The sequence below is a fragment of the Mycobacterium hippophais genome, assembly GCF_027529605.1.
Lineage (GTDB): Bacteria > Actinomycetota > Actinomycetes > Mycobacteriales > Mycobacteriaceae > Mycobacterium > Mycobacterium arseniciresistens.
In genome coordinates, this window is the sequence record NZ_JAPZPY010000014.1 from 94,980 (window position 1) to 109,561 (window position 14,582).

At 70.5% G+C, this 14,582-nt stretch carries 16 protein-coding genes; 8 read left to right on the plus strand and 8 right to left on the minus strand.

All coding sequences use genetic code 11. From position 1 onward, the window contains the following. Position 1: 1 nt before the first annotated feature. Positions 2-1,567 carry a GMC family oxidoreductase gene (locus O6P37_RS24320; RefSeq protein ID WP_269896479.1) on the plus strand — a complete coding sequence of 522 codons (1,566 nt, stop codon included), beginning with the start codon at positions 2-4 and terminating at the stop codon, positions 1,565-1,567. Here O6P37_RS24320 and O6P37_RS24325 read toward each other — a convergent pair. From O6P37_RS24325 to O6P37_RS24340, 4 genes are all read right to left on the minus strand, one after another. Beyond that, positions 1,564-2,034: an SRPBCC family protein gene (locus tag O6P37_RS24325; RefSeq protein ID WP_269896480.1), complete on the minus strand. Its 471-nt coding sequence runs from the start codon at positions 2,032-2,034 to the stop codon at positions 1,564-1,566. The two genes, O6P37_RS24320 and O6P37_RS24325, sit on opposite strands and share 4 nt — an antisense overlap. A gap of 79 nt (positions 2,035-2,113) precedes the next feature. Further along, positions 2,114-2,407, minus strand: a complete 294-nt coding sequence (locus O6P37_RS24330) for an NIPSNAP domain-containing protein (RefSeq protein WP_269896481.1) — start codon at positions 2,405-2,407, stop codon at positions 2,114-2,116. Between the two features lie 20 nt (positions 2,408-2,427). Further along, positions 2,428-3,321, minus strand: a complete 894-nt coding sequence (locus O6P37_RS24335; RefSeq protein ID WP_269896482.1) for an SDR family NAD(P)-dependent oxidoreductase — start codon at positions 3,319-3,321, stop codon at positions 2,428-2,430. 31 nt (positions 3,322-3,352) lie between these two features. Next, entirely contained in the window at positions 3,353-4,138 is a 786-nt protein-coding gene (locus O6P37_RS24340; RefSeq protein WP_269896540.1) for an SDR family NAD(P)-dependent oxidoreductase, read from the minus strand. 92 nt (positions 4,139-4,230) lie between these two features. Between O6P37_RS24340 and O6P37_RS24345 the strand changes: the two genes are divergently transcribed. Further along, positions 4,231-4,809 carry a TetR/AcrR family transcriptional regulator gene (locus tag O6P37_RS24345; protein WP_269896483.1) on the plus strand — a complete coding sequence of 193 codons (579 nt, stop codon included), beginning with the start codon at positions 4,231-4,233 and terminating at the stop codon, positions 4,807-4,809. Between the two features lie 72 nt (positions 4,810-4,881). Next, the gene (locus tag O6P37_RS24350; RefSeq protein ID WP_269896484.1) at positions 4,882-6,060 is read left to right on the plus strand and encodes an acyl-CoA dehydrogenase family protein; all 1,179 of its coding nucleotides are present in this window, start codon (positions 4,882-4,884) and stop codon (positions 6,058-6,060) included. Here O6P37_RS24350 and O6P37_RS24355 read toward each other — a convergent pair. Further along, on the minus strand, positions 6,055-6,987 hold the full coding sequence (locus tag O6P37_RS24355) for an LLM class flavin-dependent oxidoreductase (RefSeq protein ID WP_269896485.1): 933 nt from the start codon (positions 6,985-6,987) through the stop codon (positions 6,055-6,057). The genes O6P37_RS24350 and O6P37_RS24355 overlap by 6 nt on opposite strands. 106 nt (positions 6,988-7,093) lie before the next feature. Between O6P37_RS24355 and O6P37_RS24360 the strand changes: the two genes are divergently transcribed. Further along, complete coding sequence (locus O6P37_RS24360; protein ID WP_269896486.1) at positions 7,094-8,014, plus strand: LLM class F420-dependent oxidoreductase; 921 nt, start codon at positions 7,094-7,096, stop codon at positions 8,012-8,014. On the opposite strand, the gene O6P37_RS24365 is transcribed toward O6P37_RS24360, so the two are convergent. Beyond that, complete coding sequence (locus O6P37_RS24365; RefSeq protein ID WP_269896487.1) at positions 8,011-8,709, minus strand: DUF427 domain-containing protein; 699 nt, start codon at positions 8,707-8,709, stop codon at positions 8,011-8,013. The genes O6P37_RS24360 and O6P37_RS24365 overlap by 4 nt on opposite strands. 118 nt (positions 8,710-8,827) lie before the next feature. Between O6P37_RS24365 and O6P37_RS24370 the strand changes: the two genes are divergently transcribed. Beyond that, positions 8,828-10,261 (plus strand): WS/DGAT/MGAT family O-acyltransferase, encoded by a 1,434-nt coding sequence (locus O6P37_RS24370; protein ID WP_269896488.1) that lies wholly within the window; start codon positions 8,828-8,830, stop codon positions 10,259-10,261. Between the two features lie 133 nt (positions 10,262-10,394). Then, the gene (locus O6P37_RS24375) at positions 10,395-10,973 is read left to right on the plus strand and encodes a hypothetical protein (RefSeq protein ID WP_269896489.1); all 579 of its coding nucleotides are present in this window, start codon (positions 10,395-10,397) and stop codon (positions 10,971-10,973) included. A 1-nt stretch (position 10,974) separates the two neighbouring features. Here O6P37_RS24375 and O6P37_RS24380 read toward each other — a convergent pair whose 3' ends face one another. Both O6P37_RS24380 and O6P37_RS24385 read right to left on the minus strand, forming a co-directional pair. After that, entirely contained in the window at positions 10,975-11,229 is a 255-nt protein-coding gene (locus O6P37_RS24380; RefSeq protein WP_264012916.1) for a DUF2631 domain-containing protein, read from the minus strand. Between the two features lie 105 nt (positions 11,230-11,334). Then, positions 11,335-12,684 carry a cryptochrome/photolyase family protein gene (locus O6P37_RS24385; RefSeq protein WP_269896490.1) on the minus strand — a complete coding sequence of 450 codons (1,350 nt, stop codon included), beginning with the start codon at positions 12,682-12,684 and terminating at the stop codon, positions 11,335-11,337. Positions 12,685-12,747: 63 nt separating this feature from the next. On the opposite strand from O6P37_RS24385, the gene O6P37_RS24390 reads away from it, so the two are divergent. Next, complete coding sequence (locus O6P37_RS24390; RefSeq protein WP_269896491.1) at positions 12,748-13,629, plus strand: TIGR03619 family F420-dependent LLM class oxidoreductase; 882 nt, start codon at positions 12,748-12,750, stop codon at positions 13,627-13,629. A 31-nt stretch (positions 13,630-13,660) separates the two neighbouring features. Beyond that, on the plus strand, positions 13,661-14,569 hold the full coding sequence (gene puuE, locus O6P37_RS24395) for an allantoinase PuuE (RefSeq protein WP_269896492.1): 909 nt from the start codon (positions 13,661-13,663) through the stop codon (positions 14,567-14,569). The last annotated feature ends 13 nt before the right edge of the window (positions 14,570-14,582 follow it).

A 14,582-nucleotide genomic window follows, 5' to 3' on the forward strand; every position in this document is an offset into this window, starting at 1 on the left:
GATGGACGTCGCAGGCGTCGACGGCGATGGCCGGTTCGACTACGTGGTGATCGGCGGCGGGTCCGCCGGCTGCGTGATCGCCGCCCGGCTCAGCGAGGACCCCGCCGCCCGGGTGCTGCTGCTCGAATCCGGATCCGGCGACACCAGGCCCGAGATCGCCGCGCCGCCGGCGTGGCCGGCGTTGTGGGGCACCGACGTGGACTACGCGTACCGCACCGTCGCACAGCCGGGCACCGCCGGGCGGGAACATGACTGGCCACGCGGGCACACACTCGGCGGCAGCGGCAGCATCAACGCGATGGTGTACCTGCGTGGGCACCCGAACGACTTCGACAGCTGGGCGAAATCCGGGTGCACGGGCTGGGACCACGATTCGGTGCTGCCCTACTTCCGCCGGATGGAGACCGTCGGCGGCCGGGATCCGCACCACCGCGGAACCGACGGGCCGCTGTCGCCGGCGCCCGCCGCGGCCGCAGACGCCAACCCACTGTCCCAGGTGTTCCTCGACGGTGCGGCGGCCGCCGGGTTCCCGCTCACCGCCGACATGAACGACGCCGACGCCGAGGGCGCGGGCTGGCACGACCTGTCGATCGCCGGCGGGACCCGGCAGAGCACCGCGGCGGCCTACCTGCATCCGGTGCTGAGCAGACCGAATCTGACCGTCGCCACCTCGTCGCGCGCACTCACGCTGCACTTCGGCGGACATCGTTGCACGGGAGTCGATTTTGTGCGGCGCGGCCGACGCATGATCGCACACGCCGACGCCGAGGTGGTGATCAGCGCCGGCGCCGTCGACTCTCCACGGCTGCTGCTGCTGTCCGGCGTCGGCGCCGCCGCCGAACTCGAATCCGTCGGCGTCCGCGTCGTGCACGACCTGCCCGGGGTCGGTCGCAACCTGCACGACCACCCGCTGTGCCCGGTCGTTCACGAGGCGGCGCGGCCGATTCCCGCCGGCCGGACCAACCATGCCGAGACGTCGATGCTGTGGCGCAGCGACGCGTCGCTGGGCGGACCGGACATGCAGCTGATGTTCATCCACGTGCCGTTCCATCCGCCGCACCTGGCCGCCCCGGCGAACAGCTACACCTTCGCCGTCGCCACGGTGCCCGACGCCCGCGGCTCGATCCGCATCGCGAGTGCGGATCCGGCTGTTCCACCGTTGATCGACCCGAACTACCTCGGCGCGGAGTCCGACGTGCGCCGGCTGATGCACGGGATGGAGGTGGCGCGCGACATCGCAACGGGCCCAGCGTTCGCGCCCTGGCGGGCCCGCGAGGTGCTGCCCGGGCCTGCGGTCCGCGATGCGGCGGCGTTACGCGCCTACGTGCGTGACGCCACCAGCACGTACTACCACCCCGTCGGCAGCTGCGCGATGGGCACCGGCCCCGAGGCGGTGGTGGATACGGACCTGCGGGTGCACGGGCTGACCGGGCTGCGGGTGGCCGACGCCTCGGTGATGCCGAAGATCCCGTCGGTCAACACCAACGTCGCGACGATCATGATCGGTGAGAGGGCCGCCGACCTGATCCGGGGCCGATCGCCCGGCCTCGGCCTGCGCGCCGGCTAACCGGCGAGCTCGCGCGCGACGGCCGCGTGATAGGCGTCGATGTGCGCCGGGTTGACGATGCGGAAGAAGTTGTCCGACAACGGCGCGTCGCGATACGCCTCGATCGTCATGGTGCGGGTGAACAGCGTCGTGTCCGGCGCCGGTCGGGTGAAGCGGTACTCGACGGCCATCCGGCCCTCGAGGCCGCCGTCGCCGTCACCGCCGGCTCCCAGGCGGCCGACGGAGTGGAACACCCAGACCCGCGGGCGCGCGGCGACGGCCAGTTGCCACGTGAACACGCGGTCGTGCGTCGGGTGGGCCTCCTGCCACGTGTCACCGACCCGCAGGGGCAGCTCGTCGGGGACACCGCTGATCCGCGGCCCGCCCGGATAGGTCCTGGCCCAGTTGGCCGGATCGGTGACGAAGTCGTACACCGCTTCGGCCGGCTGGGTGAACAGTGTCTCGGAACTGGTGGTCACGATGCCCAATGGAGATGCCTTCCTCGCGCGGTCCGCCGGCGGCCAGCCTATACGAGGCGTTACACTCGCCTTCAGAAGTGTCACATCGTTATCTGAGTGGCGACGCCGCGATCGGTTCGAGTGTCACCGTCTGCTCAGAGATGATCGACGAGACGGCGAACTCGGCATGGTCCTCGGCATAATCTCGACTGGCCCGGTAATCCTCTGCAAGTCGTGTCGGGTCCTCGCCGGGCGGATAGCCGACGAGCGCCACGACTCGGCAACCGTCCGCGGCGGTGTCTGTCCAGACGCCGTGAACGACGATGCCGTACCTGCGCAAGGTGTGGATGTGGCGGGGCCAGAAGATCGTGGTGTAGCGGCGCAACGCGGCTGCGTCGGCCAAGGTGTATGTGCGGAGTTCGGTCATCGCGCCCGCCCATGGCGGTTGTCGTGGCCAAGGGGGTCCGCCTGGTCGGCCGTGATGTCGTCGGCGGCGGTGGAGATGCTGAGTGCCTTCGATTTCTCGTCGGCCGCAAGGAGTTCCCGTCCGGCGGCTGTGGCGTATCGGTAGGCGTCCGGGCCGACCAGGAGCCGGGCGGGCGGTTCGGCCGTGTCGACGATCTGCAGCACGAGCGCGGCGACTTTGACCGGGTCACTGGCGCCGATGTTCGTCGAACTGCTCACGGCGGCAGCGGCACCGACGGTCGACGCGTACTCGTCGCGGATGGTGTCGACGTGCATGGAGGCGCCCGCCCAGTCGGTCCGCATGCCGCCGGGCTCCAGAACGGTGACCTTGATGCCGAGCGGGGCCACCTCCTTCGCGAGCACGCCGGAGAACCCGGTGACTGCCCACTTGGCCGACTGGTAGGCGGCCAGGCCGGGCCGGACGACTCGGCCGCCCACCGAGGAGATCTGCACGATGTGACCACTGCGCTGAGTGCGCATGATGGGCAACGCCGCTCGAGTCAGACGCACCACTCCGAAGAAGTTCGTGTCGATCTGGGTTCGGAAGTCCTCGAAGTCGACATCCTCGATCGCCCCCATGTTGGCGTAGCCGGCATTGTTGACCAGCACGTCGAGCCTGCCGAATCGCTCGACTGCCGTCGCCGTCGCGGTGCGGACGTCATCCTCGTCGGTGACGTCGAGTCGGACGACGGCGAGGGTGTCGGGATACTCGTCGGCGAGATCGTCCAGAGCCGAGGCGGTACGCGCACCGGCGACGACGCTGTGCCCCGCAGCCAGTGCCGCGCGGGTGATGGCACGCCCCAGTCCGCGGGAGGCACCCGAAACGAGGAAGACGAGTGGTGGTGTGGTCATGACAGATCCCTTCGTTGTCGAATGTGTCGGCTCACGAGATGGCACGGACGGTGCCGCCGTCGACGCGGATGTCCGCACCGCTGATGTAGGCGGCGCGCTCACTGGCGAGAAAGGTGACGGCTGCGGCGATCTCCTCGGGCCGGCCGAAGCGTCCGATGTCGTTCGGAAACCAAGAGTTCGACGCCGCTCGTTCCACGTCGTCCCAGTCGGGACCCCAGCCGGCCTCCTCGGCTGCCTTGAGTGTCAGCTCCCGCGCCGGGTCGGTGAGGATTGCCCCCGGCGCCACGATGTTGGCGGTGACCCCGGTCCCCGCGAGTTCGCGGGCGAGCGAGACCGTGAGGTTGTGTCGCGCGGCAAGAGTGGCGCTGTAGTGGGGTGCCGTGGCGGCCGGTTGTATCGCCAACCCGCCACCGATCTGAATGACGCGGCCCCATCCGCGCGTGCGCATACCCGGCACCAGGTGGCCGATCATCCGCACCCCGGAGACGACATTGACCTGGTAGATCTGCGACCACCGGTCATCGGTGAGTTCCCGCCAGGAGAGTCCGTCGTAGCAGCCTGCGTTGTTGACGAGGATGTCGACCTCACCTGCTGCCTCCGCCACGGACGTCGAGTCGGCGGCTGACGTCAGGTCGCCGAGGACGGCCGTGGCATCCCCTCCGTCCGCACGGATGCGTTCGGCGACCGTGTGAGTGCGGTCCGGGTCGCGGCCGTGCACGATCACCGAAGCGCCCTCTGCCGCCAGCATTTCGGCAATGGCGCGGCCCAGGCCTGCACTCGAGCCGGTGACCAGGGCCCGCTTTCCCGTCAATCCCATCTCCACGACGATTCTCCTTCGATCTACAGTTGTAGACTTCGCGTATGTATACATACGTAGACTCGGCTGGTTCAATTCCCTAACGTAGAGGGATGCCGACTGTTCCAGCGCGATCCCGTGACGCCGCCGCCACTCGGGAGGCGATCCTGAACTCGGCGATCCGGCATTTCGCGAGGGCGGGATACGACGGTGTCGGCGTGCGCGAGATCGCCCGCGATGCCGGGGTCACCGCGATGATGGTGAACAGGTACTTCGGCACCAAGGAACGGTTGTTCGCAGAGGCGGTCGACGTCTCGTTCGCACCGCCGGTGTTCATCGCCGCCGGTGTCGACCCCCTGGCCCGGAGCTCCGCCGCTGCGCTGGTCGCTCGTTCCGAGCCGGGTGTCGATGGCCTGGAACCGTTCTTCATCATGTTGCGGTCGGCCTCGAATCCGCGCTGCGCCGAAATCGTTCGCGACGCGATCGAGCGCCATGTGGGGAAACGCCTGGCCGGACGGCTGCCCGAGCCGGGACGCCGCATTCGCGGCGATGTGGTGCTGTCGGTGATCAGCGGGGTGCTCCTGATGCGACGCGTCGTCGGTGCCCGCGGCCTGAACGGCCGACGGGCCGATCGGCTCGAGGACCTTCTGGAGGCGGTGTTCGACGCCATCATCGACACCGACCTGGATTGAGAAGCCACCTGGACCGACCCCTTACACTTGCGCGTAGGTTTGTCACGCTGTGGAAACTGACGGGAGCCGTGGATGGACTTCTCGCGGGTGAAGCTGGACGACGAGGACCGCGCCTTCCAGGACGAGCTGCGGGCGTTCCTGGCCGCCGTGGTGACCGAGGACGTGATCGCCCGCGACCGGCTGACGGGTGAGAACTTCGACGAGGCAGTGCATCTCGCGCTCGGCGCCGCAGGCTACCTCGCCCGCGACTTCACGGCGGCGAGCGACGGTGGCTTCACCGCGGTGCAGCGGCGGATCTGGGAACTCGAGATCGGCCGCGCCCACACACCGTGGTTCCACTGGGGCACCACGGCGATGGTCGCCCACAGCGTCGTCCGGTTCGGATCGGCGGAGTTGCGCGACGAGGTGCTGCCGAAGGTGCTGTCCGGCCACCGCCGGCTGTGCCTCGGCTACACCGAACCCGAGGGCGGTTCGGACGTGGCCACCTGCAAGACGCGTGCGGTCCGCGACGGCGACGGCTGGATCATCAACGGCGCGAAGATGTTCACGTCCAACGCACAGAACGCGCAATACGTCTTCCTGATCACCAACACCGATCCCGGCGCGGCCAAGCACAAGAGCCTGACGATGTTCCTGGTGCCGCTGGACTCGCCGGGTGTGGAGATCCAACCGCTGCGGACCGTCGACGGCGACCGCACCAACATCACCTTCTACAGCGACGTGCGGGTGTCTGACAGGTACCGGGTCGGTGAGGTCAACGGCGGCTGGACGGTGCTGCGCGACGCGCTGCACGCCGAACACGGCACCGTCGAACGTGACGCGGAGGGGCTGTCGAAGCTGGCGACGATGTCGGAACACCTGCTGGTGACGGCCGAGGCGGTCGACGCCGTCGCCGCGGCGGTCTCCGAACCCGGCGCCGACGGGCGCCGCCTCACCGACGACGGCTCGGTGTGCCACCGGCTGGGCCGGGCGATCGCCCGGCTCGAGGCGGCGATGAGCACGCCGCAGATGTACGGGCGGGTGGCCATCGCGCAGACCATGCGCGACATCTCACCCGACCTGATGGACGTCCTCGGCGTGGCGGGCGCCCTGCCGGCGGACACCGCGGGGAACGGGGGAGCGGAGTACATCTTCCGGCTGGCCGGCCCCACCGGCATCTACGGCGGCACCCTCGAGGTGTTCCGCAACATGATCGCCCAGCAGGCCCTCGGGCTCGGCCGGCCGAACTACTCGCCGGCCCGCACGTCATAGCGCGGCGATGACCGAGGAGGCCAGCAGGTCCAGCGTCGCGTCGGACGCCCGGTCGTGAGTGAACAGCACCACCTGGGTGAAGCCGAGCCCCCGCAGCTCGTGCAACCGGTCGACGATGGCGGGCGCGGTACCCACCAGGCCGCCGTCGTGCAGACCGAAACCCGTTCCACCGAAACGTTTCTCGGCCAGCGTCCGAACCTCGGGCAGGGCGGCGTCGTCGGGGGCCAGCGCCATCACCGCCTCGACCGACATGACGATCGACGCCGGGTCGCGACCGATGTCGGCGCAGGCGGACCGCAACGCCGCGACCTTGCGCTCCAGGTCGCCGAGCGCGTACGTCGGGACGTTCCAGACGTCGGCATAGCGGGCGACCAGCGGCAGGGTGTAGCGCTCGCCCACCCCGCCGACCACGATGGGCGGCCGCGGGCGCTGGACCGGCCCGGGCTTCACCGGCATGTCCCGGACCGTGAAGTGCTCGCCGCTGAAGTCGATGCGCTCGTCGGCGAATGCCTGGTGCAGGATCTCGAGCGTCTCGCCCAGGCGTTGCGAGCGCTCCGCGAAGGTGCCCCACGGCAACCCGGTGCGCTCGTGCTCGTCGGCGATGGATCCGCTCCCGATGCCCAGCTGCAGCCGGCCCGCCGAGATCTGGTCGAGCGTGGTGGCCATCTTGGCCAGCACCGCCGGGTGGCGGAACTGGTTGCACAGCACCATGTGTCCGACCCGCAGCCGCTCGGTGCGGCTGAGCAGCGCCGTCGCCAGCGTCCACGCCTCCAGTGACGGGTAGTCCGGAGCACCCGGCCCGTAGAGGTGGTCGTAGAGCCATAGCGTGCCGATTCCCACCTGCTCGCAGCGCTGCGCGCGGTGCAGCACGTCGGCGTAGGAGAAGCCGATCTGCGGCACGTAGACCCCGATGTCGAGGTCGGTCATGACCGGCCGGCCGGAGTGAAACTCTCGTTATTCATCAGCGAGAATCGTATTCTCCGGAGAACGCCCCCACAACGCAGCCGACTCGACGTGTCCCGAAAGGCCGACGATGCATTTCGCGATCACCCATCCGATGCACACCCACCCGTACAACCCGGAGCTGGTGACCGGAGCCGGGGTGGCGAAGGTCGCGGTGGCTGCCGAGGCGGCCGGCTTCAGCGGGTTCGGTTTCACCGACCACCCCGCCCCCACGCAGCGGTGGCTGGAGGCCGGCGGCCATGACGCGCTCGACCCGTTCGTGGCGATGGCCTTCGCCGCGGCCCACACCACGACGCTGCGGCTGGTGCCCAACATCGTCGTGCTGCCCTACCGGAACCCGTTCGTGGTGGCCAAGGCGGGCGCCACGCTGGACCTGCTGTCCGGCGGACGCTTCACGCTCGCGGTCGGGGTCGGCTACCTCAAGCGCGAGTTCGCCGCGCTCGGCGTCGACTACGAGAACCGCACCACCCTGTTCGAGGAAGCACTGGCGACCATCCGCGCGGCGTGGACGTCGGACGACTTGAGCATCGAGGGCAGTGGCTTCACCGCCACGGGCATCACCGCCCACCCGCGGCCGGTGACGCGGCCGCACCCGCCGATCTGGATCGGCGGGAACACCGCGGCCGCGCGCGACCGGGTGGTGCGCTACGGCGACGGCTGGTGCCCGTTCGCGGCGCCCGCCCAGCTGGCCAAGACCGCGCGCACGGCGGCACTCGACTCCGTCGACGCGCTCGGCGCCGCCGTCGAGGACCTGCGTCGGCGAGCGGAGTCGGCCGACCGCGACCCCGCCACACTGGACGTGGCGTTCAACAACCGCGAAGGCGGCGACCCGGGTTCATCCGATTTCGACGCCGACGCCTACCTCGCCGGTGTCGAGAAGCTCGCGGCGGTGGGCGTCACGTGGATCCAGGTGACCGTCCCCGGCGACAGCCTGACGCATGCCTGCGAGGCCGTCGAGCGATTCGGCGCCGAGGTGATCGACCGGGTCTAACACCCGCAGCCGGCACCGGTGTCGGGCAGCTCGGCGAGCATGTCGGCGCGGGAGCCGTCGAAGCTCAGATGGTCGGCGATCGGCAGGCACTCCGGCGGCGGATCCGGGTAGCTCCACGCGACATCCGCCACGAGACCCCCGTCGGCCGTGACCGCCGACCAGTAGGTGGCCCAGCCCTTGTAGTTGCAGTAGCTCGTCGTCTCGCTGCGCCGGAGCTGGTCCGTGCGCACCCGGTCCTGGTGCACGTAGAGCACCGGCGCCAGGGCGGTCTCGAACACGGCGACCGTGTCGACGGTGTCGACCAGCACCGTGCCCGCCACGCTGACGCGCAGGCCGCGCCGGCCCGGGCGGCAGTCGACGCGGTGGTACGGATTGGGCGGGTAGTGCACGAGTTCGCGGCCCTCCTCGATCCACCGGTCGACCGCGTCCCACGGGACATGGACGTAGCCCGGCGCCTCGTCGACCGGATGGTGTGGCAGCGCGTTCACCACCGCCTCGGGGAAGGCGTAGCTCAGCGGCAGGCCGCCGCGATGCACCAGCAGGGCCGCCTCGGTGTCGATCACGGTCTTTCCCTGCGCCACCGCCTGGATGCGGCGAGGATGGGGTTCGACGAACACCGTGCCGGGACTCACCGGCGGGTGGAACCAACCTGCGGGATCGGCGCTGAGCGGGCCGCGACCGGTGACGAGGCTCATGCGCCGAGATTACAGACGGCCGATGGAGTGTCTCGTCGCCGTCGCGTCGGCGCCGTGCGTGCGGTGTAGGCCGCGCCGGTAGCGGGCACACCGTAGTGGGGCGACGAATGGGGGACGCGTGAGACGGCTGAACGGCGTGGACGCGCTGATGTTGTACAGCGAGACGCCCGAAATCCACATGCACACAATGAAAATCGGCATTCTCGACGTGTCCGGTGTGCCGGGCGGGTTCAGCATGGAGATGTTCCGCCGCGTCGCGGGCCCGCGCCTGCAGGCGTTGACACCGTTGCGCCTGCAGCTCGTCGACATCCCGCTGCGGGTGCACCATCCGATGTGGTGCGAGAACGCCGAGATCGATCTCGACTACCACGTCCGGTCGGTGCGGGTGCGCGCTCCCGGCGGTCGCCGCGAACTGGACGAACTGATCGGCCAGATCGCCAGCACGCCGCTCGACCGCAGCCGTCCGCTGTGGGAGATGCACATCGCCGAGGGGCTGGCGGACGACCGCATCGCCATCATCCACAAGGTGCACCACGTGCTCGCCGACGGCACCGCGTCGGCCAACCAGATGGCCAGGGCGCTGGCGCCCGACGCGCCGCCGGAGACGTCCGTGGCCGCCAGCCCGCCGGAGTTGCGGACGACCGGCAGCCTGCTCGCCGCCGCAGGGCGCGACCACGCCCGGCTGCTGCGCCGGCTGCCCAGACTGATGCGCGAGACCGCGGCGGGTGTCGCGCAGGTGCGCAGGCACGTCAAGGAGCGTGGCGGCCATCCCGACCTGGCGCGCAACTTCGCGCCGCCACCGACGTTCATCAATCACGTCGTCTCACCGGTACGCCGCTTCGCCACCACGCCGCTGGCGCTCGCCGACGTGAAGGAGGCCGCGTCGGCGCTGGGCGTCACGCTCAACGACGTGGTGCTGGCGACGGTGTCGGGGGCGTTGCGGGAGCTGCTGCTGCGCTACGACGGCAAGGCCGACCAGCCGCTGATCGCGGGTGTGCCGGTGAGCATCGACCCCTCGCCGGATCGACTGGTGGGCAACGAATTCAGCTATCTGACGCCGTCGCTGCCGACCCACGTCGACGACGTCGGCGAGCGGGTCCGGCTGACGGCGCTGTCCACGTCGATCGCGAAGGAGACCCACCGACTGCTCGGCCCGACGGTCGTCGCGTCATGGCTGAACTACCTGCCGCCGCAGGTCACGCCGCCGCTGTTCCGCTTCCAGGGCAGGCGGGTGGGGTCGAGCACCATCATGAACCTGACCGTCTCGAACGTCCGCGGCCCTGCGCGTCCCGGCCGGGTGGAGGGGGCGGCGGTCACCGAGATCTACTCCGTCGGTCCGCTGGTGGCGGGCAGCGGGATGAACATCACCGTGTGGAGCTACGTCGACCAGCTCAACGTCTCGGTGCTCACCGACGACCGCACGCTGGCCGATCCGCACGAAGCCACCGACGCGATCCGCCGCGCGTTCTGCGAAATCCGCGCCGCGGGCGGTATTTCCAGCCCACTGACCCCGACGGTCGACACCTTGCCGCTCGCCGCGGCCGTGGGCTAGCACCACCGGGGGCGCGCCGCCCCGGTGGCCGTCACGACGTCGCGGGCAGCTGACAAAACTGTAACGGCGCTTTACAGAATGCGGTTCGAATGTCACGCTGAGGGCGCCGGTCGACCAGTGAACGGAGCTGCCCATGGCCACCCAGTCCGCGCGCACAGACGGGGACCTGCGCCGAGGTCGCCCGGATGTGCGCGACATCGGCTCCACCAGCAGGCTGGTGCGCTACCGGCTCGACGTGCTGGCGGTCGACGCGACCGATGCCGCACGATCAGCCGGCGGCTGGCTGTTCGACCGCGCGATGGCCGGCTGGCAGGTCAACGTCCTGGTCGCCGACGCCCGCGAGACCCGGCCGATGCAGATCCTCGGTGCGACCGTCCTCGACCTCGGCGCCGCGCTCGAATCCGTGGTGGCCGACCCCGAGCACGCGGCCGGATTGGCGGTCTCTGCGGCGGCGCTCGCCGACGAGCGCGTCCACGACGCGGTGCGGGAGCTGCTCGCCACGGGCAGGACCGAGGTCGCGATGTGGGGCGGGCACTGGCCGGACCGGTTCGGCGGCGCCGACGCCGTCGGCTACCGGTTGAGTGCCGCGGCGCGGGTGTTCAAGACCCACGCCATGGCGGCGGCGGGCATCGACACCCCGGCCGGGGCCGTCGAGAGGATGCAGCGGGGCGGCTACCGCCCGATCGACTCCGACCTGGTGCCGATCGATTGACTCAGCGGATCCAGCCGCGACGGCGCAGCCACCAGTCCCGCGCCACCCAGGCGACGAGGACGGCGGCGAAGCCGATGACGAACCAGTCCTCGACGCGGCCGACGTGGTTGCCGCGCAGCATCGTCAGCAGGAACCCGGCCGCCAGCAGCAGCCCGATGTGGATGATGCGGTGGTTCTCCTTGCTCCAGCCCCACTCGGCGGAGGGCACATCTTCGACGTCGACGCCGGTGTGTCGTTCCACCTCGGTGCTGGCCACGGAGTGCTCCTCACGGTCGGGCTGGGCAACTGCCCATGATTCTGGCACATCGCCGCGGGCGTACGACAGAGCGTCGTACAGGCCCGGCCGCGGCCGGCGGGCAGGTCACCCGAGATCGGCGTACCGGCGCAGCGCCTCGGCGCGTTCCCTGGCGTGATCGACGATCGGCTCCGGATAACCGGCAGGCCGCCGATCGGCAGGCGTGTGCACGTCGGCGTCCACCGGCAGGTCGGCCAGCTCGGCGACCCAGCGCCGGATGTACGTGCCGTCGGGATCGAACTTCCTGCCCTGGGTGGTCGGGTTGAACACCCGGAAGTACGGCGCCGCGTCGGTGCCGCTGCCCGCGGTCCACTGCCAGCCGTGCTGGTTGTTGGCCATGTCGCCGTCGACGAGCTGCTCGAGGAACCACCGGGCACCCCACTGCCACGGCAGGTGCAGGTCCTTGACCAGGAACGAGGCCACGATCATCCGTACCCGGTTGTGCATCCAGCCGATCTCGGCGAGCTGGCGCATCCCCGCGTCGACGATCGGGAAGCCGGTTCGCCCGTTCTTCCACGCCTCGAAGGCCTTCTCGGCCTCGGCGCCCTCGTCGGTCTTGATCGCGTCGAATCCGCGGTTCCAGTTCCACCACACGCTGTGCGGCCACTCGTGCAGCACCGAGGCGTAGAAGTCGCGGAACGCGAGCTCGCGCAGATAGGCCTGGCCGCCCTTGCCGCGGCCGAGATCGCCGACCATCGAACGCGGATGGATGGTGCCGAACTTCAGGTGCGCCGACATCCGGCTGGTGTTGTCGAGATCGGGCCGGTTGCGGTCGTCGGCGTAGCCGCGAAGCGCGGTGTCCACGAACTCCTTCCACTGCGCGCGTGCGGCGCGCTCGCCCGCGGGCAGATCGAGGGCGACACCGTCGTCGGGGATGTCGACCCCACCGGGCACGTCGGCCGGATCGATCCACTTCGCCGACTCGGGTCCGGTCCGCGCCGACGCCCGCCAGCCGTGCTTGCGCCACGCGGCGAAGAACGGGGTGAAGACCTTGTACGGTTCGCCGTCGCCCTTGGTCACCCGGCCGGGCGCCACGAGATACGGCGAGCCGGACGCCTCCAGCGGCACACCGCCGCCGATGCCGTTCAGCGCATGGCGGACCGCGTCGTCGCGGCGCCTGCCGAACGGCGTGTAATCCGCCGAGACGTGCACCGACGTCGCACCGACGGCCTCGACCAGCGCGGGTATCCGCTCCTCCGGGCGACCGCTGACGACCAGCAGCCGGCCGTCCAGGTTGTCCCGCAGCTCGCGCAGCGCGTCGTGCAGGTACTGCAGCCGCCGCGGTCCGGACGAGCGGGCCAGCCGCGGATCGAGCACGTAGCAGGCGAGCACCTCGCCGTCGGGCTGCGCGGCGTCGAGCAGCGGCGGCAGATCGTGCAGCCGAAGGTCGCGGCGGAACCACAGCAGTGTCGGCATGTCTGTGATGCTGCCCTCAACCGGCGCGCGGGAAACACCGTGGGACTGACGGAAGGATGACGTATGCAGTTCTGGAGCGGGGCGACGTTCCTGGAGACGACCGAGGCCATCGCCGTCGCGAAGATCCTCGACGAGACCGGGTTCGACGGCATGATCTGCTCGGACCACATGGTCTACCCCCGCGAGCTGTCGTCGCCGTACCCGGACTCGCCGACCGGCAAGCCGATGTGGGCGCCGGAGACCGCGTGGCCGGACTCCTGGGTGCTCATCGGCGCGATGGCCGCCGTCACGACGAACCTGCGGTTCGGCAACGCCGTCTACATCGCGCCTGCCCGCCCGCTGATCGAGGTGGCCAAGGTGGTCGCCACCGCCGCGGCGGTGTCACAGGGCCGGGTGTCGCTGGGCGTCGGCGCCGGCTGGATGCGCGAGGAGTACGCGCTGATGGGCCAGGACTTCGCGACCCGCGGCAGGCGGCTCGACGAGATGATCCCCGCGCTGCGGGCGCTGTGGCGCGGCGGCTGGGTGTCCTGGCGGGGCGAGCACTACGACGTGCCAGAACTGATGCTCGAACCGCACCCGCCCGCGCCGGTGCCGATCCTGTGCGGCGGTGAGTCCGAGGCGGCGCTGCGCCGCGCGGCGAAGTTGTGCGACGGCTGGGTCGGCTACGCCTACGCCTGGGACGACGCGGTCCGCTACGTCGACCGGCTGACCGCACTGCGGCGCGAGTACGGCCGCGACGGCGAGCCGTTCGAGGTGCTGCTGGCGTTGCGCGAGCAACCCACCCCCGATCTGTACCACCGTGCCCGCGACGCAGGCATCACCGCGGTGATGTGCGCGCCGTGGCTCGGTCCCGGCGGCGCGGCCGGTGCCGGCGACCACCCGGACGACCGCTTCCGCCGACCGATCGAGCGGTTCGCCGAGGACGTCATCGCCAAGGTGCGCTGACGCCGGCCCCGCCTGCTGCCACAATCCCGGCATGACGCCTGACGGCTACCCGAGGGACATGGTCGGATACGGCGCGCACCCGCCGCATCCGCAGTGGCCCAGCGGCGCCAACATCGCCGTGCAGTTCGTCCTCAACTACGAGGAGGGCGCGGAGAACAACGTGCTGCACGGCGACCCGGCGTCCGAGACGTTCCTCTCGGAGATCGTCGGCGCCCAGCCGTTCCCGAACCGGCACATGAGCATGGAGTCGCTCTACGAGTACGGGTCGCGGGCGGGGCTGTGGCGGGTGCTGCGGGTGTTCGACCGGCGCGGACTGCCGCTCACCGTGTTCGGGGTCGCCGACGCGCTGGCCCGCAACCCCGAGGCCGTCGCGGCGTTCCTCGCCCGCGGTGACGAGATCGCCTGCCACGGCCTGCGCTGGATCAGCTACCAACTCGCCGACCCCGACGTCGAGCGCGACCACATGGCCCGGGCGGTCCGCCTGCTGACCGAGCTCACCGGCGCCGCGCCTGCCGGCTGGTACACCGGGCGCGACTCGCCGCAGACTCGGCGACTGGTGGTCGAGCACGGCGGCTTCCTCTACGACTCCGACTCCTACGCCGACGACCTGCCCTACTGGACCACCGTGGAAGGCCGGGCGCACCTCGTGGTGCCGTACACCCTCGACACCAACGACATGCGCTTCGCCACCCCAGGCGGATTCCCGAGCGGCACCGAGTTCTTCACGCACCTGCGCGACGCGTTCGACGTGCTGTACGCCGAGGGGGCGGCAGGTTCACCGAAGATGCTGTCGATCGGCTTGCACTGCCGGCTGGTGGGCCGGCCGGCCCGCACGGCGGCGCTCGAACGCTTCCTCGATCACGTGCAGGGCCACGACCGGGTGTGGATCACCCGGCGGGTGGACATCGCCCGGCACTGGGCGAGCCGGTTCCCACCGTGACATTGCGGTGACG